Source organism: Cupriavidus sp. 05T41, from assembly GCF_056396525.1.
In genome coordinates this window covers 155,589-178,610 of the sequence record NZ_JBFTLQ010000012.1, presented here as the reverse complement: position 1 = coordinate 178,610, position 23,022 = coordinate 155,589, and the positions used below count along the sequence as shown (strand labels likewise).

General features: G+C 69.1%; 20 protein-coding genes. 13 read left to right on the top strand and 7 right to left on the bottom strand.

Going from position 1 to position 23,022, the window contains the following annotated elements:
- Positions 1-29 precede the first annotated feature (29 nt).
- A complete protein-coding gene (locus tag AC1DKV_RS10575) occupies positions 30-656 on the bottom strand; it encodes a VTT domain-containing protein (protein ID WP_441618722.1) in 627 nt (208 codons plus the stop codon).
- A gap of 159 nt (positions 657-815) precedes the next feature.
- On the opposite strand from AC1DKV_RS10575, the gene mutL reads away from it, so the two are divergent.
- The 3 genes from mutL to AC1DKV_RS10560 all read left to right on the top strand — a co-directional run bounded on the left by mutL (position 816) and on the right by AC1DKV_RS10560 (position 4,477).
- Positions 816-2,843, top strand: a complete 2,028-nt coding sequence (gene mutL, locus AC1DKV_RS10570) for a DNA mismatch repair endonuclease MutL (RefSeq protein ID WP_441618505.1) — start codon at positions 816-818, stop codon at positions 2,841-2,843.
- Between the two features lie 34 nt (positions 2,844-2,877).
- Positions 2,878-3,846: a tRNA (adenosine(37)-N6)-dimethylallyltransferase MiaA gene (gene miaA, locus AC1DKV_RS10565; RefSeq protein WP_441618503.1), complete on the top strand. Its 969-nt coding sequence runs from the start codon at positions 2,878-2,880 to the stop codon at positions 3,844-3,846.
- 118 nt (positions 3,847-3,964) lie between these two features.
- Complete coding sequence (locus tag AC1DKV_RS10560; RefSeq protein ID WP_441618501.1) at positions 3,965-4,477, top strand: GNAT family N-acetyltransferase; 513 nt, start codon at positions 3,965-3,967, stop codon at positions 4,475-4,477.
- A 72-nt stretch (positions 4,478-4,549) separates the two neighbouring features.
- Here the strand turns inward: AC1DKV_RS10560 and purM are convergent, their stop codons facing one another.
- Both purM and AC1DKV_RS10550 read right to left on the bottom strand, forming a co-directional pair.
- A complete protein-coding gene (purM, locus tag AC1DKV_RS10555; RefSeq protein ID WP_441618499.1) occupies positions 4,550-5,602 on the bottom strand; it encodes a phosphoribosylformylglycinamidine cyclo-ligase in 1,053 nt (350 codons plus the stop codon).
- A gap of 43 nt (positions 5,603-5,645) precedes the next feature.
- Positions 5,646-5,861, bottom strand: coding sequence for a hypothetical protein (locus AC1DKV_RS10550; protein ID WP_441618497.1), 216 nt, complete (start codon positions 5,859-5,861; stop codon positions 5,646-5,648).
- 19 nt (positions 5,862-5,880) lie between these two features.
- Here AC1DKV_RS10550 and hda point away from each other — a divergent pair, with 19 nt between their 5' ends.
- The 6 genes from hda to panB all read left to right on the top strand — a co-directional run bounded on the left by hda (position 5,881) and on the right by panB (position 11,213).
- Positions 5,881-6,588 carry a DnaA regulatory inactivator Hda gene (gene hda / locus AC1DKV_RS10545; protein WP_441618495.1) on the top strand — a complete coding sequence of 236 codons (708 nt, stop codon included), beginning with the start codon at positions 5,881-5,883 and terminating at the stop codon, positions 6,586-6,588.
- Positions 6,589-6,703: 115 nt separating this feature from the next.
- Positions 6,704-7,378 (top strand): histidinol-phosphatase, encoded by a 675-nt coding sequence (locus AC1DKV_RS10540; RefSeq protein ID WP_441618493.1) that lies wholly within the window; start codon positions 6,704-6,706, stop codon positions 7,376-7,378.
- Position 7,379: 1 nt separating this feature from the next.
- Entirely contained in the window at positions 7,380-8,996 is a 1,617-nt protein-coding gene (pcnB, locus tag AC1DKV_RS10535) for a polynucleotide adenylyltransferase PcnB (RefSeq protein WP_441618491.1), read from the top strand.
- Complete coding sequence (gene folK, locus AC1DKV_RS10530; protein ID WP_441618489.1) at positions 8,996-9,514, top strand: 2-amino-4-hydroxy-6-hydroxymethyldihydropteridine diphosphokinase; 519 nt, start codon at positions 8,996-8,998, stop codon at positions 9,512-9,514. The genes pcnB and folK overlap by 1 nt, the downstream gene beginning before the upstream one ends.
- Before the next feature lie 95 nt (positions 9,515-9,609).
- A complete protein-coding gene (locus tag AC1DKV_RS10525) occupies positions 9,610-10,251 on the top strand; it encodes a deoxynucleoside kinase (RefSeq protein ID WP_441618487.1) in 642 nt (213 codons plus the stop codon).
- Between the two features lie 140 nt (positions 10,252-10,391).
- Complete coding sequence (panB, locus tag AC1DKV_RS10520; RefSeq protein ID WP_441618485.1) at positions 10,392-11,213, top strand: 3-methyl-2-oxobutanoate hydroxymethyltransferase; 822 nt, start codon at positions 10,392-10,394, stop codon at positions 11,211-11,213.
- Between the two features lie 61 nt (positions 11,214-11,274).
- On the opposite strand, the gene AC1DKV_RS10515 is transcribed toward panB, so the two are convergent.
- The 4 genes from AC1DKV_RS10515 to AC1DKV_RS10500 all read right to left on the bottom strand — a co-directional run bounded on the left by AC1DKV_RS10515 (position 11,275) and on the right by AC1DKV_RS10500 (position 17,425).
- Positions 11,275-13,197 (bottom strand): chorismate-binding protein, encoded by a 1,923-nt coding sequence (locus tag AC1DKV_RS10515; RefSeq protein ID WP_441618483.1) that lies wholly within the window; start codon positions 13,195-13,197, stop codon positions 11,275-11,277.
- A 143-nt stretch (positions 13,198-13,340) separates the two neighbouring features.
- Entirely contained in the window at positions 13,341-14,486 is a 1,146-nt protein-coding gene (gene dnaJ / locus AC1DKV_RS10510) for a molecular chaperone DnaJ (RefSeq protein ID WP_441618481.1), read from the bottom strand.
- 193 nt (positions 14,487-14,679) lie between these two features.
- Positions 14,680-16,638, bottom strand: coding sequence for a molecular chaperone DnaK (dnaK, locus tag AC1DKV_RS10505; RefSeq protein WP_441618479.1), 1,959 nt, complete (start codon positions 16,636-16,638; stop codon positions 14,680-14,682).
- A 241-nt stretch (positions 16,639-16,879) separates the two neighbouring features.
- Positions 16,880-17,425, bottom strand: a complete 546-nt coding sequence (locus AC1DKV_RS10500) for a cob(I)yrinic acid a,c-diamide adenosyltransferase (RefSeq protein WP_441618477.1) — start codon at positions 17,423-17,425, stop codon at positions 16,880-16,882.
- A 253-nt stretch (positions 17,426-17,678) separates the two neighbouring features.
- Here AC1DKV_RS10500 and AC1DKV_RS10495 point away from each other — a divergent pair, with 253 nt between their 5' ends.
- From AC1DKV_RS10495 to glcE, 4 genes are all read left to right on the top strand, one after another.
- On the top strand, positions 17,679-19,097 hold the full coding sequence (locus tag AC1DKV_RS10495; protein ID WP_441618475.1) for an FAD-binding oxidoreductase: 1,419 nt from the start codon (positions 17,679-17,681) through the stop codon (positions 19,095-19,097).
- A 9-nt stretch (positions 19,098-19,106) separates the two neighbouring features.
- Positions 19,107-19,997, top strand: coding sequence for a LysR substrate-binding domain-containing protein (locus AC1DKV_RS10490; protein ID WP_441618473.1), 891 nt, complete (start codon positions 19,107-19,109; stop codon positions 19,995-19,997).
- A gap of 259 nt (positions 19,998-20,256) precedes the next feature.
- Positions 20,257-21,750 carry an FAD-linked oxidase C-terminal domain-containing protein gene (locus AC1DKV_RS10485; protein ID WP_441618471.1) on the top strand — a complete coding sequence of 498 codons (1,494 nt, stop codon included), beginning with the start codon at positions 20,257-20,259 and terminating at the stop codon, positions 21,748-21,750.
- Positions 21,751-21,909: 159 nt separating this feature from the next.
- Entirely contained in the window at positions 21,910-23,010 is a 1,101-nt protein-coding gene (gene glcE / locus AC1DKV_RS10480; RefSeq protein WP_441618469.1) for a glycolate oxidase subunit GlcE, read from the top strand.
- Positions 23,011-23,022: the final 12 nt, after the last annotated feature.

Sequence of the window (23,022 nt, the reverse complement as noted above, 5' to 3'; positions counted from 1 at the left end):
CGCGCCGCGCAGCCCGCCCATTGCCACCCTCAGGAAGGCCGGCGCTTGCCGCCGCGCACCAGCTTCCACAGCCCGCCCAGCACCAGCGGCACGACGGCCGCGCCGATGCCTGCCAGCACGATCAGGTTCAGGTATTGCTTGATGAAGGGCAGGTTGCCGAAGAAATAGCCCGCGAACACCAGGCCCAGCACCCAGGCCGCCGCGCCCAGCACGTTGAAGAGCTGGAACTTGGCGAAGGTCATCTGCGACACGCCGGCGACGAACGGCGCGAAGGTGCGCACGATCGGCAGGAAGCGGGCCATCACCAGGGTCTTGCCGCCGTGCCGTTCATAGAAATTGTGCGTCTTGCGCAGGGCAGTCTGGTCGAGGAAGCGCCAATGGCCGTCGAACACCTTCGGCCCCACCCAGCTTCCCACCATGTAGTTGACGGTATTGCCGCCGATGGCCGCCACCAGCAGCAGGCCCACCAGGGCCCACTCGTTCATGGCGCCCGTGGCGCAGAAGGCGCCGGCGATGAACAGCAGGGAATCGCCCGGCAGGAACGGCAGCACCACCAGCCCGGTTTCCGCGAAGACGATCGCGAAAAGAATGGCATAGACCCACGCGCCATAGTTCTGGATGACGGTGCCAAGGTATTTGTCGACGTGCAGCAACATGTCGATGAACTGCAAAGCGATATCCAATTCGATCCCCGTTCTAGATTCAGCCCACATCATACAAGAGCGGACCGGCTTCAAAGTCACCCGATCCGTTCGCTTCCGCAGCCGCCGCGCTGACCTGCCGGCCGGGCGCGCCGCCCACGTATAATTCCGCCCATGCCTGCCGAAGCCACACGCCCCGCCCAGCCGCCCCGCCCCATCCGCCCCCTGCCCGACCAGCTGATCAGCCAGATCGCTGCCGGCGAGGTGGTGGAACGCCCCGCCTCCGTGGTCAAGGAGCTGCTGGAGAACGCGCTCGACGCGGGCGCCACCCAGCTCAATATCCGTCTCGAGGAAGGCGGCGTGCGCCGCATCGTGATCGCCGACAACGGCTGCGGCATCCCCGCCGCCGAACTGCCGGTCGCGCTGATGCGGCACGCCACCAGCAAGATCGCCTCGCTCGACGAGCTGGAGTCCGTGCTCACGCTGGGCTTTCGCGGCGAAGCGCTGGCCTCGATCGCCTCGGTTTCCGAGCTGACCCTGACCAGCCGCACCGCCGACGACGCCCATGCCACGCAGGTCGCCGCCGATACTGGCAGCGTGCAGCCGGCATCCGGGGGCGTCGGCACCACCGTCGACGTGCAGCACCTTTACTTCAACACGCCGGCGCGCAGAAAGTTCCTCAAATCGGAACAGACGGAGTTCGGGCATTGCCTGGAGATGGTCCGGCGCGCCGCGCTGGCGCGCCCGGACGTGAGCATCACGGTCCATCACAACGGCCGCCCGATGGAGCACTGGAACAGCGGCGACGTGGCCACGCGCACGGCGCAGGTGCTCGGCGCCGACTTTGCGCGGGCCCGCCTGCCGCTCGACGAGGAAGCCGACACCCTGCACCTGTACGGCTTCGCCGGCCTGCCGACCGCCTCGCGCGGCCGCCCTGACCAGCAGTTCTTCTTCGTCAACGGCCGCTACGTGCGCGACAAGCTGCTGAACCACGCGGTGCGCAGCGCCTACCAGGACGTGCTGCACGGCGACCGCTTTCCGTCCTACGTGCTGTGCATGGACCTGCCGCCGGAAATGGTGGACGTGAACGTGCACCCGTCCAAGATCGAAGTGCGCTTCCGCGAATCGCGCGCGGTGCACCAGTTCGTCTACCACGCGGTGCAGCGCTGCCTGGCCCGCCAGGCCGGCGAACAGGGCGACAGCCTGCATAGCAGCGCGGTCGACGAAGGCGCGCCCGCCATGGTGCCGCGCGCCGGCCCCGGCAGCTTCGGCAGCGCCGCCGCGGCACGAGGCAGCGCGCCGGGTGGCGGCATGGGTGGCGGCACGGGCGGTGGCATGGGCGGCGGCGCCGGCGCGCGCCCCTGGGTCGACTACACCGCCGCCGCGCGCCAGACCGAGCTCGGCATCGCCCAGCCGCGCCAGGCCTACCTCGGCATGGTGCGCGACGCGATCCAGCCCGGCGGCGGCTTCCCGCGCCCCGCCGCGCCGGCATCGGCCGGCTACGCGGGCGGCTCGTCCACGCCTCCGGCCTGGCTGGCCGACGCCCAGGCCGCGCGCGAAAACGACCCGCCCGGACTGCTCGACGCCCCCGTGCGGCAGGAACCGGCAGCCGGCGACGCCAACCCGCTTGGCTTCGCCATCGCGCAACTGCACGGCATCTACGTGCTCGCGCAGAACGCGCGCGGCCTGGTGCTGGTGGACATGCACGCCGCCCACGAACGCATCCTCTACGAGCAGATCAAGACCGCCCTCGAGACGCGCGAGCTGGCGGTGCAGCCGCTGCTGATCCCGGTCACGCTGACCGCCAGCCCGATGGAGATCGGCGCCGCCGAGGAACACCAGGAAACGCTCGCGCTGCTGGGCTTCGATATCGCGCCGGTCTCGCCCACCACGCTTGCGGTGCGCGCCATCCCCGCGCTGCTCAAGCAGGCCGACACCGAGGCGCTGGCGCGCGACGTCCTGCGCGACCTGCAATCGTTCGGCGGCTCGCGCGTGCTGGCCGAGCGGCAAAACGAGCTGCTCGCCACGCTGGCCTGCCACAACGCGGTGCGCGCCAACCGCAAGCTCACCGTGGAAGAAATGAACGCGCTGCTGCGCCAGATGGAGCAGACCGAGCGCGCCGACCAGTGCAATCACGGCCGGCCCACCTGGGTGCAGCTGTCGGTGGCGGAACTGGACCGGTTGTTCCTGCGCGGCCAGTAAGCCGGCCGATCGCATCGCATAGCATCGCATCGCCTTGACAGCCTCCGCTCCCCCCGGCCACGCCGCGCCCGTCGTCTGCCTGCTCGGCCCCACCGCATCGGGCAAGACCGCCGCCGCGCTCGCGCTGGCGGCGCAGACACCTGTCGAGATCATCAGCCTCGATTCGGCCCTGGTCTATCGCGGGATGGATATCGGCACCGCCAAGCCGTCCGCGGCCGAGCTCGCCTCGGTGCCGCACCACCTGATCGACATCATCGACCCGGCCGAGAGCTATTCGGCCGCGCAGTTCGTGGCGGACGCCGAACGCCTGACCGGCGAGATCCGCGCGCGCGGCCGCGAGCCGCTGATCGTCGGCGGCACCATGCTCTACTACAAAGCGTTGACGCAGGGCCTGAACGACCTGCCGCAGGCCGACCCCGCAGTGCGCGCGGAACTCGACGCGCTGGCCGCCGAGCGCGGCTGGCCGGCCCTGCACGCGATGCTGGCCGAGGTCGACCCGGTCACCGCCGCGCGGCTGGCGCCCAACGACGCGCAGCGCATCCAGCGCGCGCTGGAAATCCACCGGCTCAGCGGCCAGCCGATGTCCACGCTGCTGGCGCGGCAGGCGGACGAGCGCACGTTTGCCGGCACGGCCGATCGCCGCTTTCGCGTGATCGCGCTGGAGCCATCGGACCGCGCGGCGCTGCATGCGCGCATCGAATCCCGCTACGACGCCATGCTGGCCGGTGGCTTCATCGAGGAAGTGGAACGCCTGCGCGCGCGCGGCGACCTGCAGCCCACGCTACCCTCGATCCGCTGCGTGGGCTACCGGCAAGTGTGGGAATACCTCGACGGCGAGACCGACTTCGCCACCATGCGCGAGCGCGGACTGGCCGCCACGCGCCAGCTCTGCAAGCGCCAGCTCACGTGGCTGCGCAGCACGCCCGAGCGCGAGGTGGTGGACTGCCTCGCGCCCGGCTATGTGGCGCGGGTGGCGGAGCTGGCCCGCATCGGGCAGGCCTGAGCGGCCCGGCAGCCGCGCCTGGACCGGCGCAGGCATTCGCAACAATTGCACCAGAAGCGCCGGCCAAAGTGATGCCTGGGCGATAATCCGCGTTTCTCGACTCGCCCCGCGCACTGCCATGACCACCGCCGCCGCTCCCCGTTTTGTCCTGCGCCCCGCCACCGCCGCCGACTGCGACACGCTGCTCCAGCTGATCTCGGCGCTGGCGGAGTACGAAAAGCTGACCCACCTCCTCGAAGCCACCCCGCAGAAGCTGCATGAGGCGCTGTTCAGCCCGCGCCCGCTGGCCGAGGCGGTACTGGTGGAGGTGCCCGGTGCGCAAGGGCCGCAGGCGGTCGGCTTCGCGCTGTTCTTCCACAACTTCTCGACGTTCCTGTCCAGGCGCGGCCTCTACCTGGAAGACCTCTACGTGGAACCGGCCTGGCGCGGCCACGGCATGGGCAAGGCGCTGCTCAAGCACCTGGCGGCGCTGGCGGTCGAGCGGGGCTGCGGCCGCTTCGAGTGGACCGTGCTCGACTGGAACACGCCGTCGATCGATTTCTACCGGGCCATGGGCGCGGACGTGCTGCCGGACTGGCGCATCTGCCGGGTGACGGGAGAGGCACTGACCAAGATGGGTGGGGCTGAATAGGCGGATTGGCGCGCGCAAAAAAAAAACGGCACATGCTCGCATGTGCCGTTTTTGCTGCCGGGGCGCTGACGCTCAGACCACCACGGTCTGCGCCTGGCCTTCCGCGCGCTCGCGGATTTCGCCGATCTGCCACACAGCTTCGCCGGCTGCCTGCAGATGGCGGATGGCGCGCTCGGCGTCTTCCTTGGCCACGATCACCACCATGCCGATGCCGCAATTGAACACGCGGTGCATTTCGTCGTCGGCCACGTTGCCTTGCGCCTGCAGCCACTGGAACAGCGGCGGCAGGGTCCACGCATCGCGCTGCAGCACGGCGGTCACGTTCTGCGCCAGCACGCGCGGCACGTTCTCGGTCAGGCCGCCGCCGGTGATGTGGGCCATGCCCTTGACCGGCAGGGTCTCGATCAGCGACAGCAGCGGCTTCACGTAGATGCGGGTCGGCGCCATGATGGCGTCCTGCAGGCGCTGGCCGTGGAAATCGGCGTTCAGGTCCGGCTTGGCCACCTCGATGATCTTGCGCACCAGCGAGTAGCCGTTGGAGTGCGCGCCCGACGAGGCCAGGCCCAGCACCACGTCGCCCGGGACGATGGTGCTGCCGTCGATGATGCGGCTTTTCTCGACCGCGCCGACGGCGAAGCCGGCCAGGTCGTATTCGCCGTCGGGGTACATGCTCGGCATTTCGGCGGTCTCGCCGCCGATCAGCGCGCAGCCGGACAGCTCGCAGCCGTGGGCGATGCCCTGGATCACGGTGGCCGCGGTTTCCACGTCGAGCTTGCCGCAGGCGAAGTAGTCGAGGAAGAACAGCGGCTCGGCGCCCTGCACCAGGATGTCGTTGACGCTCATCGCGACCAGATCCTGGCCCACGGTGTCGTGGCGGTTGAGCTGGAACGCCAGCTTGAGCTTGGTGCCCACGCCGTCGGTGCCGGAAACCAGCACCGGCTCCTTGTATTTCTTCGACAGCTCGAACAGCGCGCCGAAGCCCCCGATGCCGGCCATCACGCCTTCGCGCATGGTGCGCTTGGCGAACGGCTTGATGCGGTCTACGAGCGCGTCGCCCGCATCGATATCGACGCCGGCATCGCGGTAGGAAAGGCCTGCCTGGCCGGAAGTGGGGGATGCGCTCATAGAACCTGCTCGTCCTGGGGGTGTGAAGTGAGGAATGCGGCGCTCACGACGGCGATTTGCGGCCGCGAGTCCAGTAGAATCGCAATTTTAACGGATACAGGCTTCCGGCTTCCAGTTTCCGGTTTCCCGCGTCATGAAGTCTTGCCCCCACACCATGCCGATGCACATCAATCAGGCGGCCCCCGGCCAGCGCGCATGCGCCCTGCGGGCGGTCGGCGCAAGCATGCCGCGACGCGTTTACCCGGTAGCTGGCTTTCATCCCAAGTAACCGAAACGTCATGTATCCGCGTCCCAAGCAGCTTTCGCTTGAACTTGGCAGTCCGCCGCCGTCGACCTTCGAGAATTTCTTCGTGGCCGCCAACCGCGAGCCGGTGCAGCGCCTGAGCGACCTGGCCACGGCCGTCGCGCAGGAGCGCGCGTCCGACCGCCTGATCTACCTGTGGGGTGAAACGGGCTCGGGCCGCACCCACCTGCTGCACGCGATCTGCGAAAGCGGCTACCAGGCCGGCATCGGCTGCCGCTACCTGAGCCCGCACCATGCCCTGTCGGACTTCATCTTCGATCCCAGTTGCCAACTCTACACCGTCGACGACGTGGAACTGCTTGACGAAGCGCGCCAGATCGCGGTGTTCTCGCTCTACAACGAGGTGCGCGCCCACGTGCGCACCGCCATCGTGGTGGCCGGCAGCGTGGCGCCGCTGGCCATGCCGGTGCGCGAGGACCTGCGCACGCGCCTGGGCTGGGGCCTGGTCTACCAGCTTGCACCGCTGTCGGACGAAGACAAGATGACGGCGCTGGTGCAGGCGGCGCGCGAGCGCGGCCTGCAGCTTTCGCCCGAAATCCCGCACTGGCTGGTCACGCGCCACTACCGCGACATGCCCAGCCTGATGGCCTTGCTGGACGCGCTCGACACCTATTCGCTCGAGCGCAAGCGCGCCGTCACCCTGCCGCTGCTGCGGGAAATGTTTGCGGAGCTGCGCGAGTGAGCGCAGGCTACCGGCACGGTGCCCGCGGCCACTGGCATGCCCCGTGCTTGCATGTACCGCGGTGCAGTGACGCCAAGAAACCGGCAACAATCACGTTAATGTAAAATCGCCGCCCATGAATCTGGCATTGTTCGACCTCGACCACACCCTGCTCCCGACCGACAGCGACCACGAATGGGGGCGCTTCCTGGTGCGCCTCGGCGTTGTCGACGAGGAAGCCTACCGCCGCAAGAACGACGAGTTCTACGGGCAGTACAAGGCAGGCACCCTGGATATCCAGGCCTTCCTGCGTTTTGCGCTGGCGCCGCTGGCCGCCAATCCGCGCGACCGCCTGGAAGCATGGCGCAAGCAATTCATGCGCGAAGTGATCGATCCGGTCATCACGCCCCAGGCGCGCGCGCTGGTGTACAAGCACCTCGACGCCGGCGACCTGTGCGCGGTGGTCACCGCCACCAACAGCTTCGTCACCGCGCCGATCACGGCCGCCTTCGGCATCAAGCACCTGATCGCCACCGAGCCGGCCACCGCCAACGGGCAGCCGGACGGCGCCTTCACCGGCGAAGTGGCGGGCATCCCCAGCTTCCGCGAGGGCAAGATCGCCCGCGTCGAGGCCTGGCTAAAGAGCATGGGCACCCAGTGGGATGCCTTCGAAACCACCACCTTCTACAGCGATTCGGCCAACGACCTGCCGCTACTGGAAAAGGTCAGCGAACCGATCGCCGCCAACCCGGACGATCGCCTGCGTCACCACGCCGCCGCGGCCGGCTGGCGCATCATGGATCTGTTCTGACGTGATCAAGAAGCTAATCAACCGGCTGCTCGGCAAGCCGGGCCCCCAGCAGCGCCCGGCCAAGCGCCGTGGCCAGCGTGCCCATACGCCGCGCATCGTGGCGCATGACGAGCACCAGATCGACCAGACGCTGATCTCGCGCAACGCCATCAAGGTCACCTCCACGCTGCAGCAGGCCGGCTACCAGGCCTTCATCGTCGGCGGCGCGGTGCGCGACCTGCTGCTCGGCATCAAGCCCAAGGACTTCGACGTCGCCACCAACGCCACGCCCGACCAGGTGCAGGCGCTGTTCCGCCGCTCGCGCATCATCGGGCGGCGCTTCCAGATCGTGCACGTGACCTTCTACGGCGGGCGCGAGCAGGAGATCATCGAGGTCTCCACCTTCCGCGCGCTGGTCGACGCCATCGCCAGCGAGACGCTTCCCGAAGGGCGTCGCCTCAAGCGCGCCGAGCTCGACAGCAAGACCCATGCGATCGACGCCTCGGGCCGCGTGCTGCGCGACAACGTGTGGGGCTCGCAGGCCGAAGACGCGGAACGCCGCGACTTCACCATCAACGCGATGTACTACGACCCGGCCGAGCAGACGGTGTATGACTACCACCACGGCATGGAAGACATCCGCGCGCGCACCCTGCGCATGATCGGCGACCCGGTCACGCGCTACCGCGAGGACCCGATCCGCATGCTGCGCGTGGTGCGCTTCGCTGCCAAGACCGGCTTCGGCATCGACGAGGACACGCGCCAGCCGATCGCCGACCTGGCCTCGCTGATCCACAACGTGCCGAGCGCGCGCCTGTTCGACGAGATGCTCAAGCTGCTGATGTCCGGCCATGCCTGGGCCTCGCTGCAGGAGCTGCGCAAGGCCGGCCTGCACAAGGGCCTGCTGCCTCTGCTGGACGTGGCGATCGAGCAGCCGATGGGCCAGCGCTTCGTGCAGCTGGCGCTGGACAACACCGACCAGCGCGTGCAGGTCGGCAAGCCGGTCTCGCCGGGCTTCCTGTTCGCCGCGCTGCTGTGGCACCACGTGCTGCAGCGCTGGACCGCGCTGCGCGAGGAAGGCGAGCACGCCATCGCCGCGCTCAATATCGCGATGGACGACGTGCTGGAACGCCAGACCGGCCAGCTTGCCATCCAGCGCCGCTTCGTCACCGACATGCGCGATATCTGGGGCATGCAGCCGCGCTTCGAGAAGCGCGTGGGCCGCATGCCGTTCCGCCTGATCGAGTCGCCGCGTTTCCGCGCCGGCTTCGACTTCCTCCAGCTGCGCTGCGATTCCGGCGAGCAGCCGGCCGAGCTGGCGCGCTGGTGGCAGGACTTCCAGAACGCCGACGGCGAGGGCCGCGAAGCCCTGATCGACGCTGTGCGCCCGGCGCGCGGCGGCAAGCAGGGTGGCGGTGGCGGCGGCGGCAGCACCGACAGCGGCGATCAGCCCACCGACTGGGAAGGCGGCGGTGACAGCGGCGAAGGCGGCGGCCCGGCACGCAAGAAGCGCCGCCGGCGCAGTCCGCGGAAATCGGATAAAGTTTCCTCCCGGAGCGATATGGATGCGAGCCAGGAAGCCGGCTCCAGTGAAGACCGGAAAACCGGCAAGGTGCGCGTCCAGCCGGAGGAATCGTAATGACAGTTGCCTTTATCGGCATCGGGGCCAACCTGGGCGATGCCCGGCAGGCCCTCAAGGATGCCATCGTGTGCCTGGCCCAGCAGGTCGGCATCACGGTGCTGGCGCGATCGTCGCTGTACCGCACGGCCCCGGTCGATGCGGGCGGCGACGACTACTTCAATGCGGTGGTCAAGGTGGAAGCCTCGTTCACCGCCGCCCAGCTATTGCGCATCTGCCACCACATCGAAGACCAGTTCGGCCGCGAACGGCCGTTCCACAACGCGCCGCGCACGCTCGACCTGGACCTGCTGCTGTTCGGCGACGAGATCCATCGCGGCGAGCATCTCTCGGTGCCGCACCCGCGCGTGGCCGAGCGCGCCTTCACGCTGGTGCCGCTGCTCGAGCTGGACGCCGCGCTGGTGATCCCGGGGCTGGGCCCCGCCGCCGGTTTCCTGCCCGCGGTCAATGCGCAGCGCGTGGAAAAGATCTCGTTCTGCCAGTGCACGCGGCAAGCCGAGGCGCGCGGCGCTTCCTGACGCCGCGCCAGCGCAGCGAACGGGCACGCCGCTGTCTGCCCCGCGCCCCCCTGCACCACTCCCCTGACCCGCTTCTCTAGCCACCGGATCCGCCCATGCTCGAACACTTGCGCAGAATCGTGGTGGAAGGCCCCATCGGCGCCGGCAAGACGGCGCTGGCGCAGCGCCTGGCGCAAACCCTGCGCACCGGCGAACTGCTCGACACCGCGCGCGACAACCCCTTCCTCGAACGCTACTACCGCGAGCCGGCGCGCTACGCCCTGCCCCTGCAACTGTCGCTGATGAACCGGCGCGCGCAGCAGCTGGCGGCATGGCAGGCGGCCCTGCTGGCCGGCCAGCGCATGGTGGGCAACTTCCTCTACGCGAGGGACCGCCTCTACGCCGGGCTCACGCTGCCCGAGGACGAACTGGCGCTGTACGATGCCCTCGCCGCGCGCCTGCCTGCGCAAAGCCAGCGCGTGGACCTGGTGATCGTGCTGCAGGCCTCGCCCGCGCTGTTGCGCGAGCGCATCGCGCGCCGCAACGCGCCCGGCGAGTCCAGCATCGACGAGGCCTATCTCGATCGTCTGTGCGACGCCTACGGCGAGCTGTTCCACCGCTATGACGAAGCGCCGGTGATGATCGTCGACACCGCCCACTTCAGTCCGGTGGACAATGACGGTGATTTCCGTACACTAATGTCGCGCATCGAAAACATGCGCGGCCGCAAGGCCTTTCTCAATCTCGCTGCGCCCTGACAGGTACCCGCCTGCCAGCCTGACCATAACGACAGCAGCCGCTGCCGCGCACCGCGGCAAAGCGGATTGCAGGGGACCGCGCAACGCCGCACGCCCGATGGCGGCCGGCCCGCCTCCCGTCTCTCTACCGGCCCAACGTCATGAGCTACCTCCTCGACCCCTCCCGCAAGACCGTCACCATCCCCAAGCTGCAGGCGATGCGCGCCACCGGCGAGAAAATCGCCATGCTGACCGCCTACGACTCCAGCTTCGCCGCGCTGCTCGACTACTGCGGCGTCGAGGTGCTGCTGGTCGGCGATTCCCTAGGCAACGTCATGCAGGGCCAGCAGACCACGCTGCCCGTGACGCTGGAGCAGGTGATCTACCACACCGAATGCGTGGCGCGCGGCAACCAGAGCGCACTGCTGGTGGCGGACCTGCCGTTCGGCACCTACCCCACGCCCGAGACGGCCTTCGCCAGCGCCGCCGCGCTCATGCGCGCGGGCGCGCACATGGTCAAGCTCGAAGGCGGCGACTGGCTCGCGCCCACCGTCAAGTTCCTGGTCGAGCGCAGCATCCCGGTGTGCGCGCATATCGGCCTGACCCCGCAGTCGGTGCACGCGCTGGGCGGTTTCAAGGTGCAGGGCAAGACTGACGAAAGCGCCGCGCAACTCAAGCGCGACGCGCTCGCGCTGCAGGCCGCCGGCGCCCAGCTGATCGTGATGGAAGCCGTGCCGGCGGCGGTGGCGGGCGTGGTGACCGGCCTGCTGGCCATTCCGACCATCGGCATCGGCGCGGGCGCGGATTGCTCCGGGCAAGTGCTCGTGCTGCAGGACATGATCAACGTCTACCCGGGCCGCAAGGCCAAGTTCGTGCGCAATTTCATGGACGGCGCGGGCTCGATCGAGGCCGCCGTGCGGGCCTATGTGGCGGCCGTCAAGGACGGCAGCTTCCCGGCTGCCGAGCACACCTTCTCCGCCTGATCCGCCGCCGCGGACCCGCGGCGCCGGCCGGCTGCGGGTCCCTGCCTGTGCTTTCCTGACCTTACCCGCCGGCAGAGAGCGCCGCGGGCAGCACGCCGCGCAGCGAGTTGGCAACCGCCAGCGCCTCGCAGCGCCGCAGCATGGCGCGCGTGACCACCGCCTCGCGCACCGGCCCGCCCAGGTAGCGCCTGCCATCGGCCAGCACGGCGGCGCGCATCACGCCGGGCAGGATATGCGCCGCCAGCGGCGGCGTCAGCCACTCGCCATCCACCTTGACGAACACCGAGCTGCGCCCGCCTTCGAGCAGTTCGCCGCGCGTGTTGAAGAACAGGCTGTCGAAGGCGCCGGCACGTTCGGCCGCCTGCCAGCCCGCGTCGTAGATTGCGCGCGCGCTGGTCTTGTGGCAACGCAGCACATCCGCATCGGGAAGTGCCTGCGCGGCCAGCAGCAACGAGGCGGGCTGCGCGGCCAGGGGCGCCAGCGCGCCATGGGTCACGGCCAGGCCGCCGGTCTTGTCCAGCGCCAGGCGCAGGCGCCAGCAGCCGGCAGCGAGCCCGGCCACCGCTTCGCGCACCGCCGCCCGCGCGCTGGCGGATTCGAAACGAAAGCCAAGACAGGCCGCCGATGCGCCGAGCCGTGCCAGATGCTGGTCCAGCCGCTGGCATGCGCCATCCTCCACGCGCATCGTCTCGAACAGTGTGAAGCCCGGGTCGTGCGCGGTCAGGAAGCGGGCCTTCCAGCCGCATTCCGCGTACTCGCCGGCGGCGTCGCTGTCGTGGACGATGCCGCCGCCCACGCCCATCTCGCCTGCCCGCAGGCCGTCGGCACCCGGCGCGCCCAGCACCAGCGTGCGGATCGCCACGGATAGCGCGAATGCGCCGGGAAAGGCTTGTGCCGGTGCCGCCGGCGCGTCGATCCAGCCGATCGAGCCGGTGTAGAGGCCGCGCGGCGAGGACTCCAGTTCGGCGATGATCTCCATGGTGCGGCGCTTGGGCGCGCCGGTGATCGAGCCGCACGGAAACAGCGCGCGCAGCAGCCCGGCCACGTTCGTGCCCGCACGCGCGGTGGCGGTCACGGTCGACGTCATCTGCAGCACCTGGCCGAACGGCTCCACCACGAAGCGCTCCGGCACGGCCACCGTGCCCGGCACCGCCACCCGCCCGAGGTCGTTGCGCAGCAGGTCCACGATCATCACGTTCTCGGCGCGGTTCTTGGCGTCGGCGGCCAGCCCGGCGGCAGCCTCGGCATCCCGTGCCCGGTCGCCGCTGCGCGGCGCGGTGCCTTTCATCGGCCGCGTCAGCAGATGGCCCTGCCCGTCATGGCGCACGAACAGTTCGGGCGACAGCGACAGCACCCAGCCATCGCCGGGCAGCCGCGCCAGCACGGCGTAGGGCACGGGTTGCGCCGCGCGCAGCGCCGCATAGAGCGCGGGCGGCTCGCCGAAGGCACCGAAGCGCAGGCGCTGGGTGAAGTTGACCTGGTAAGTGTCGCCGGCCTCGATCCAAGCGTGGATGCGGGCGATCGCCGCATGGAAGGCTGGCTCCGGCGTATCGGCCGCGACGTCCAGCACGCCGGCCGGTTGCCCGCCTTGTTCGGTTTGCCCGGCTTGCCGGCCCGCCAGCCATTGCGCGACGGCCTCGCTGTCCAGCTTCTGCAGCGCCCGGAACCACAGCAGCCGCAGCGCGCCGTCGTGGAACGGCAGGGCCTGGCCTGGATGCACGGCGACGCCGACCAGCGGCCCGCCGAATTCATAGGGCGCGAACAGCGTGGCGTGCCAGCCCTGACGCCAGCCTTCGGCCAGCATGGCATCGAGCGCGTCGAGCGCGGTGGCATCGGGCAGCACATCCTCGCGGACGAATCCGGTGTACAGGCGCGATACCGCCTCGCCGGGGGCGGCGGTGGCATCGTCGAGCAGGACGAAGGGATCGTTGCCGGCGGCGGGCCTGCGAAGCGTGCCGGGTGCCTGGCCGGAAAGGGAAGGCATGGGAAATGGGGAAACTGCCACGGGAAAATCACCAGCGTCGGTTGGCGCCGCCTGCAGGCGGGCGACTTGTCATTATCGCGCGCCACAAAACAAAAAGGCCGGCCACGCATTCACGCGTGGCCGGCCGCATGCCGCGAGCCGGATCAGCTGAAGAAGCTCTTCACCTTGTCCAGCCAGGATTGCTCCTGCGGGCTGTGGCGCGAGCCGCCTTCATGCACCGAGCGGTCGAACTGGCGCAGGATGTCCTTCTGCGACTCGGTCAGCTTGACCGGCGTTTCCACGTTCACATGCACGTAGAGGTCGCCGGGATAGCCCGAGCGCACGCCCTTGATGCCCTTGCCGCGCAGGCGGAAGGTCTTGCCGGGCTGGGTGCCTTCGGGCACCGGGAAGCTGGCCTTGCCGCCCAGCGTGGGCACTTCCAGGTCGCCGCCCAGCGCCGCCGTGGCGAAGGAGATCGGCATCTGGCAGTGCAGGTCGTCGCCGTCGCGCTCGAACACCGCGTGCTGCTTGATGTGGACTTCGACGTACAGGTCGCCCGGGGGGCCGCCGTTGATGCCCGGCTCGCCGTTGCCCGACGAACGGATGCGCATGCCCTCGTCGATGCCGGCGGGAATCTTCACCTCCAGCGTCTTCTGCGACTTGATCTTGCCCTGGCCGTGGCACTTGGTGCATGGCTTGGGAATATGCTTGCCGGTGCCGTGGCACTTCGGGCAAGTCTGCTGCATCGAGAAGAAGCCCTGCGAGACGCGCACCTGGCCCGCGCCGTGGCAGGTCGGGCAGGTCTCGACATTGCTGCCGGGCTCGGCGCCGTTGCCGTGGCAGTGTTCGCACTCGTCCCAGTGCGGCACGCGGATCTGCGCCTCGTGGCCGTGCGCGGCCTGCTCGAGCGAGATCTCCATGCTGTAGCGCAGGTCGGCCCCGCGGTACACCTGCGGGCCGCCGCCGGCGCGGCGTCCGCCGGCCTGGCCCTGCTGGCCGAAGATATCGCCGAAGATGTCGCCGAAGGCTTCGGCGAAGCCGCCGTAGCCCTGGCCGCCGCCGCCGAAGCCGCCCGCCATGTTGGGGTCGACGCCGGCGTGGCCGTACTGGTCGTAGGCCGCCTTCTTCTCGGAGTCGGAGAGCATCTCGTAGGCCTCTTTGACCTCCTTGAACTTCTCTTCCGAATCCTTGCTGTCCGGATTGCGGTCCGGGTGGTGCTTCATCGCCAGCTTGCGATACGCCTTCTTGATATCGTCGTCGCTGGCGTTCTTGCCCACCCCGAGCACTTCGTAGTAGTCACGTTTTGCCATGGTGGCTGGTTACCTGATTGGCCCTGTGGCGCGTGCGAGACCCGCCCGGGGCAAATAAATAGCAAAGAAGATAGCAAAAAAGCCGAGCGCGGCATCCGACGGCGGTTCCCCGCTTTGTCAGATGTCCGTCGCCCGGCGTCGGGACAGGGGTTGGCGGCGGTCCTGTGCTGCGCGCCCCTCCCCCGCTCATCCATTACTTCTTGTCGTTGACTTCCTTGAACTCGGCGTCCACGACATTGTCGTCCTGCGGATGGGCCTGCTGCTGGCCCGCGCCTGCAGCACCGGCGGCACCGGCCGCGCCCGCGCCGCCTGCCTCGCCGGCCTTGGCCTGCATGTCGGCATAGACACGCTCGCCCAGCTTCTGGCTGGCGTCGGACAGCGCGCTGACCTTGGCGTCGATCTCGGCCTTGTCACCGCCGCGCGCGGCGTCTTCCAGTTCCTTGATCGCGGCTTCGATCTTTTCCTTCTCGCCCGCTTCGAGCTTGTCGCCGTATTCGGTGACCGCCTTCTTGGTCGAGTGGATCAGCGCGTCGGCCTGGTTGCGGGCGTCAGCCAGCTCGCGGGCTTTCTTGTCTTCCTCGGCGTTGGCCTCGGCGTCCTTCACCATGCGCTGGATCTCGTCTTCCGACAGGCCCGAGTTCGCCTTGATGGTGATGCGGTTTTCCTTGCCGGTCGCCTTGTCCTTGGCGCCCACGTGCAGGATGCCGTTGGCGTCGATGTCGAACGAGACTTCGATCTGCGGCAGGCCGCGCGGCGCCGGTGCGATGCCTTCGAGGTTGAACTCGCCCAGCAGCTTGTTGCCGGTGGCCATTTCACGCTCGCCCTGGAACACCTTGATGGTCACGGCCGGCTGGTTGTCGTCGGCGGTCGAGAACACCTGCGCATGCTTGGTCGGGATGGTGGTGTTCTTGGTGATCATCTTGGTCATCACGCCACCCAGGGTTTCGATACCCAGCGACAGCGGCGTCACGTCCAGCAGCAGCACGTCCTTGCGGTCGCCCGACAGCACCGAGCCCTGGATCGCGGCACCCACGGCCACGGCTTCATCAGGGTTCACGTCCTTGCGCGCTTCCTTGCCGAAGAATTCCTTGACCTGTTCCTGCACCTTGGGCATGCGGGTCATGCCGCCGACCAGGATCACGTCGTCGATCTCGCTGACCTTGACGCCGGCGTCCTTGATCGCGATGCGGCACGGCTCGATGGTGCGGGTGATCAGTTCTTCCACCAGCGCTTCGAGCTTGGCGCGCGTCATCTTCAGGTTCAAGTGCTTCGGACCCGAGGCATCCGCCGTGATGTACGGCAGGTTGATTTCGGTCTGCTGCGAGCTCGACAGTTCGATCTTGGCCTTTTCGGCCGCTTCCTTCAGGCGCTGCAGCGCGAGCACGTCCTTGGACAGGTCGACGCCCTGGTCCTTCTTGAACTCGCCGATGATGTAGTCGATGATGCGCTGGTCGAAGTCTTCGCCGCCCAGGAAGGTGTCGCCGTTGGTCGACAGCACTTCGAACTGCTTCTCGCCGTCCACGTCCGCGATCTCGATGATCGAGATGTCGAAGGTGCCGCCGCCGAGGTCATACACGGCGATCTTGCGGTCGCCCTTCTCGTTCTTGTCCAGGCCGAACGCCAGCGCGGCCGCGGTCGGCTCGTTGATGATGCGCTTGACGTCGAGGCCGGCGATGCGCCCGGCGTCCTTGGTGGCCTGGCGCTGCGAGTCGTTGAAGTAGGCCGGCACCGTGATCACGGCTTCGGTCACCGGCTCGCCGAGGTAGTCCTCCGCGGTCTTCTTCATCTTGCGCAGCACTTCGGCCGACACCTGCGGCGGCGCCAGCTTCTGGTCGCGCACCGACACCCATGCGTCGCCGTTGTCGGCCTTGACGATGGAATACGGCATCAGGCCGATGTCCTTCTGTACTTCCTTTTCTTCGAACTTGCGGCCGATCAGGCGCTTCACCGCATACAGGGTGTTGCGCGGATTGGTCACCGCCTGGCGCTTGGCCGGCGCACCCACCAGGATCTCGCCGTCTTCCATGTAGGCGATGATCGACGGGGTGGTACGCGTACCTTCGGCGTTTTCGATCACCTTCGGCGTATTGCCTTCCATGATCGCGACACAGCTATTGGTGGTACCGAGGTCGATACCGATGATCTTACCCATTTATTCTCTCCTCTTGAGCCCCACTATCCGTGGGCGCTGCAATTCGTCCTGAAGCCGAAATGTGGCCGTCCGGGGCCATTTCAAGTGCCGCAGGCGCAATTCCGAGTAAATTTCTCGGTTTTTCCGGGTGTTCAACGGCAAGCCGGCGCGATGACTTGAGCACCGCCACGCCAAACCCGCCGGCAAGCCGCATTTTGTGCGCCTTGCCATACTTTATTTGAGACGCAAGACCGGGGCTGCCTCAGCGCCCGCGCTGCCACAGGACATCGCTGCCGCCAGCGGCGCGGTTGAGCACCCGCGCCAGCACGAACAGCAGGTCCGAGAGCCGGTTCAGGTACTGGCGCGGCGCTTCGTTGAGCGCTTCCTGCGCGCCCAGCGCCACCAGGGCCCGCTCGGCACGCCGGCAGACCGTGCGGCAGACATGGGCCACGGCCGCCGCGCGGCTGCCGCCGGGCAGGATGAACTCGGCCAGCCGCGGCAAGGCGGCGTTGTAGTGCGCCAGCCATTCGTCGAGCTGCAGCACCTGTTCCGGCTTGACGAGCACGTAGCCGGGGATGGACAGCTCGCCGCCGAGGTCGAACAGGTCGTGCTGGATATGCAGCAGCGCCGCGCGTACCTCGTCGGGCAGCGTCTCGGTCAGCAGCACGCCGATATTCGAATTGAGTTCGTCGACATCGCCGATGGCGGCGATGCGCAGGCTGTCCTTGCCGGTGCGGCTGCCGTCACCGAGGCCGGTGGTGCCGCCGTCCCCGGTGCGGGTGGCGATCTTGGTCAGGCGGTTGCCCATGGGGGTCTCCTCGTTGGCAATCCAGCATTATGGCGCCCATCGGGGGCCGCGGCGGCGGCCGGCGCCGGCCTGCCCGCCATCCGGCCCGGGGTGCGCGTTGCGGCGCCTGATGCGCTGGACGGCACAGGCGCGGCGTAGAATACGGGATTCGCCCAATACGCTGTCGGGCGCCAGTGCCGGCACCGTCGCGCGCGCCTCCCCCGATGGCGGGCGCCGCACGGCAGCCCGCCGCCGCAGTCCCGCCGGAGACACCATGAACCATCCCACCCCCCTTACGGCGCTGGTGCGCCAGCCGCTGCCGGCAGCCGTGCGCGATGCCTTGCAGGCCCGTTTCGGCGAACGTTTTTCCACCTCTTCGGGCGTGTGCGAGCACCACGGGCGCGACGAATCGCCATTCCCGCCTGCCGCGCCGGACGGCGTGGTCTTCGCCCACACCACCGAGGAAGTGGCCGAGGTGGCCCGGCTGTGCAATGAATACCGCGTGCCGCTGATTCCCTACGGCGCCGGCTCCTCGCTCGAAGGCCACCTGCTGGCGGTGGCCGGCGGCATCAGCCTGGACCTGTCACAGATGAACCGCGTGCTGTCGGTGCAGGCCGAGGACCTGAACGTGACGGTGCAGCCGGGCGTCACCCGCAAGCAGCTCAACCTGGAAATCAAGGACACCGGCCTGTTCTTCCCGATCGACCCGGGCGCCGATGCGTCGCTGGGCGGCATGTGCGCCACGCGCGCCTCCGGGACCAACGCGGTGCGCTACGGCACCATGCGCGAGAACGTGCTGGCGCTGACCGTGGTCATGGCCGACGGCCGCGTCGTCAAGACCGGCACCCACGCGCGCAAGTCTTCCGCCGGCTACGACCTGACCCGCCTGATGATCGGCAGCGAAGGCACGCTCGGCATCATCACCGAGGTCACGGTGCGGCTCTACCCGCAGCCGGAGGCCGTCTCCGCCGCCATCTGCGCCTTCCCCAGCATGGGCAGCGCGGTGCAGGCGGTGATCGACACCATCCAGCTCGGCGTGCCGGTCGCGCGCGCGGAGTTCGTCGACGCGCTGGCCATCCGCGCCATCAACCGGCACGACAGCCTCGCCATGCCGGAGATGCCGCACCTGTTCTTCGAGTTCCACGGCACCGAGGCCGGCGTCAAGGAGCAAGCCGAGACCGTCCAGCAGATCGCCGCCGAGCATGGCGGCCAGGGCTTCGAATGGGCCACCCGGCCGGAAGACCGCAGCCGCCTGTGGAACGCCCGCCATACCGCCTACTTCGCCATGCTGCAGCTCAAGCCGGGCTGCCGCGCCGTCACCACCGACGTGTGCGTGCCGATCTCGCGCCTGGCTGACTGCGTGACCGAGACCGAGCACGACCTCAACGCCTCCAGCCTGCCCTGCCCCATCGTGGGCCACGTGGGCGACGGCAATTTCCACGTCGCGATCCTGACCGATCCGGCCCGGCCCGAGGAACTGGCCGAGGCCGAGACCATCAACCGGCGCATCGTGGAGCGCGCGCTGGCCATGGGCGGCACCTGCACCGGCGAGCACGGCGTGGGCCTGCACAAGATGGACTTCCTGGTCAGCGAGCACGGCGAGGACGCGCTGGACCTGATGCGCGCCATCAAGAACGCGCTCGATCCCAACCACATCCTCAACCCGGGCAAGATCTTCCGCGCCTCGCGCTAAAGGCCGTCCATGGCCGCCGTGTTCAACCGCGTACCGCCGCTGCACCTGCTGATCGCGTTCGAGGCCGCCGCCCGCCTGGGCAGCTTCGCGCGCGCGGCGGAGGAGTTGTCGGTCACGCCCAGCGCCGTATCGCACCGCATCAAGAACCTCGAGGAACTGTGGGGCGAGGACCTGTTCGTGCGCTCCAATGCCGCGCTGCGCCTGACCTCCGCCGGCACGCGCTACCTGCGTAACGTGCAGGACGCGCTCAAGTCCCTCAACGAGCTGGCGCGGCCCGAGTACAACAAGCAGCGCACGCGCCTGCGCGTGGCGATCCCGCCCACCTTCGGCCGCCAGCACCTGGTGCCGCGCCTGCCCGAGTTCACCGCGCTGTACCCGCATATCGACACCGAGCTGCACCTGGCCATCCCCTTCCTCGACGTGAAGGCGGAGGACACCGACGTCGAGATCCGCTACGGCACCGGGCGCTACCCGGACCTGAAGACGACGAAACTGCTGGTCGAGCCGGTGTTCCCGGCCTGCGGGCGCGAATACTACGAGCGCATCGATGGCCGCTCCATTACCAGGCCCGAACACCTGCACAACCTGGTGCTGCTGCGCAGCCCGCTGGAGCCGTGGAAGCCGTGGTTCGAGACCGCCGGGCTGGACTGGCCCGAGCCGCAGACCGGCCCGCAGTTCAACGACATCGGCCTGATGCTGGAGGCCATCGCCTCCAACCAGGGCGTGGCGCTGGTGCGCCAGCGCATGGCCCGCCAGTGGCTGGCGCTGGGCCAGATGGTGCGCCTGCTCGATATCGAGTCGGTTTCGCCGCACGGCTACTACATCGTCGAGCGCGAGCAGGCGCCGCTCAAGCCCGAGGCGCGCTATTTCGTCGACTGGCTGCTGGGCCTGGAGTGGTAGCGGCGCGGCAGGCATGTGGCGCCGGCGTACCGCGGCGGTGACGTCCGGCGCCGGCCGCCGGTGCTAAGCTGGAATCGCGCACCTGCCCCGCGCCTGCCATGTTCCGGCCCGCCGCCGACATGAGCGATTTTGATCGGCCTGCCATGCGGAATTCACGTCGCCGCATGGCTGCGCGGCGACCGCGCTGCGCTATAGTCCTTGCTCCCCACCCGCTTGCGCGCCGCCATGGCGCCTGCTTGCGGCCACTACAGGAGTTGCCATGAACGCCCCGCACGAAGTCTCCCAGGTCACCGACGACAGCCGCCGCGCGGCGCTGCTCGAAGGCCTGGCGAAAATCCTGCCCGATGCGGCCCTGTTGTGGAAACCCGAAGACACCGCGCCGTACGAATGCGACGGCCTGGCCGCCTACCGCCAGCTGCCCATGGCGGTGGCGCTGCCCGACAAGGAAGAACAGGTCTGCGCCATCCTGCGCCTGTGCCACGCGCTGCAGGTGCCGGTGGTGCCGCGCGGCGCGGGCACCAGCCTGTCGGGCGGCGCCATGCCGATCGCCACCGGGCTGGTGCTGTCGCTGGCCAAGTTCAAGCGCATCGTCAGCGTGGATGCGCGCTCGCGCACCGCGATCGTCCAGCCGGGCGTGCGCAACCTGGCCATCTCCGAGGCCGCCGCGCCGTTCAATCTCTATTACGCGCCCGACCCGTCCTCGCAGATCGCCTGCACCATCGGCGGCAACGTCAGCGAGAACTCGGGCGGCGTGCATTGCCTGAAATACGGCCTCACGGTGCACAACGTGCTGCGCGTGCGCGCCGTCACCATGGAAGGCGAGGTGGTGGAGTTCGGCTCGGAGGCGCCCGACGCGCCGGGGCTGGACCTGCTGGCCGTGCTGATCGGCTCCGAAGGCATGCTGGCGGTGGTGACCGAGGTGACGGTCAAGCTGATCCCGAAGCCGCAGCTGGCGCAGGTGATCATGGCCAGCTTCGACGACGTGGCCAAGGGCGGCGACGCCGTGGCCGACGTGATCGGCGCCGGCATCATCCCGGCCGGGCTGGAGATGATGGACAAGCCCGCCACCGTCGCCGTGGAGGAATTCGTGCGCGCCGGCTACGACCTCGACGCCGCCGCCATCCTGCTGTGCGAATCCGACGGCACGACCGAAGAAGTGGCCGAGGAGATCGAGCGCATGAGCGAGGTGCTGCGCGCCTCGGGCGCCACGCGCATCGCCGTGTCGCAGAGCGAGGCCGAGCGGCTGCGCTTCTGGAGCGGGCGCAAGAATGCCTTCCCCGCCGCTGGCCGCATCTCGCCGGACTACTACTGCATGGACGGCACCATCCCGCGCAAGCATATCGGCACGCTGCTCAAGCGCATCGAGGAGATGGAGCGCAAGTACGGCCTGCGCTGCATGAACGTGTTCCACGCCGGCGACGGCAATATGCATCCGCTGATCCTGTTCGACGGTGCCGATCAGGACGAATGGCACCGTGCCGAGCTGTTCGGCTCCGACATCCTGGAGAGCTGCGTGGAGCTGGGCGGCACCGTCACCGGCGAGCACGGCGTGGGCGTGGAGAAGCTCAATTCCATGTGCGTGCAGTTCGCGCCGGAGGAGCGCGAGATGTTCTTCGGCGTCAAGGCGGCCTTCGACCCGGCGCGCCTGCTCAATCCCGACAAGGCCATTCCCACGCTGGCACGCTGCGCGGAATACGGCCGCATGCATGTCAAGCGCGGCGTGCTGCCGCACCCCGACCTGCCGCGCTTCTGAGCATGGCAGGCCACGACGCCGCGCCGCGCGCCCGGCAGAACGCACGGACGCGCCGGCGCCTGGGCAAGCCCGCGCCGGCCTGACCCCTACCGCGCCCGGGCCGGCTCAAGCCGACCCGGGGCGACCCGGGCCCACACAAACCAGAACGAGCCAGCACCCATGCCAGCCGACCAGCAAGCCACCCTCGACGCCTTTCGCGACACCATCCGGCGCGCCACCGACACGCGCGCGCCACTGCGCCTGCGCGGCGGCGGCAGCAAGGATTTCTATGGCCAGCAACTGCAGGGCGAGGTGCTCGATACGCGCGCCTACAGCGGCATCGTCGACTACGACCCGCCCGAGCTGGTGATCACCGCGCGCTGCGGCACGCCGCTGGCGCAGATCGAGGCAGCGCTGGCGGAGCGCCGCCAGATGCTGGCCTTCGAGCCGCCGTATTTCGGCGACGGCGCCACCACCATCGGCGGCGCGGTAGCGGCCGGCCTGTCCGGCCCGCGCCGGCAGGCGGTGGGCGCGCTGCGCGACTTCGTGCTGGGCACGCAAGTGATGGACGGCCGCGGCGACATCCTGAACTTCGGCGGCCAGGTGATGAAGAACGTGGCCGGCTATGACGTGTCGCGCCTGATGGCCGGATCGCTGGGCACGCTCGGGCTGATTCTCGAGGTCTCGCTCAAGGTGCTGCCCGTGCCCTTCGACGACGCAACGCTGCGCTTTGCACTGAGCGAGCCGGATGCGCTCGACCACCTCAACGAGTGGGGCGGCCAGCCGCTGCCCATCGCGGCCTCGGCCTGGCACGACGGCGTGCTGCACCTGCGCCTGTCGGGCGCGGCGGCGGCCTTGCGCGCCGCGCGCGAGCGCCTGGGCGGCGAGGCCGTGGCGCCGGACCAAGCCGATGCGCTGTGGCGCGCGCTGCGCGACCAGCAACATCCCTTCTTTGCGCCGGTACAGGCCGGGCGCGCGCTGTGGCGCATCGCCGTGCCCACCACCGCCGCGCCGCTGGCGCTGCCGGGCAGCCAGCTGATCGAATGGGGCGGGGGCCAGCGCTGGTGGCTGGGCGGCGCCGACAGCGCGGCCGATGCCGCCGTCGTGCGTGCCGTGGCCAGCGCGGCCGGCGGCCACGCCACGCTGTTCCGCAACGGCGACAAGGCAGCGGGCGTGTTCACGCCGCTGGCGGCGCCGCTGGCCGCGATCCACCAGCGCCTCAAGGCCAGCTTCGATCCCGCCGGCATCTTCAATCCGCATCGCATGTACGCTGGCCTCTGAGCCGCGAGCCAG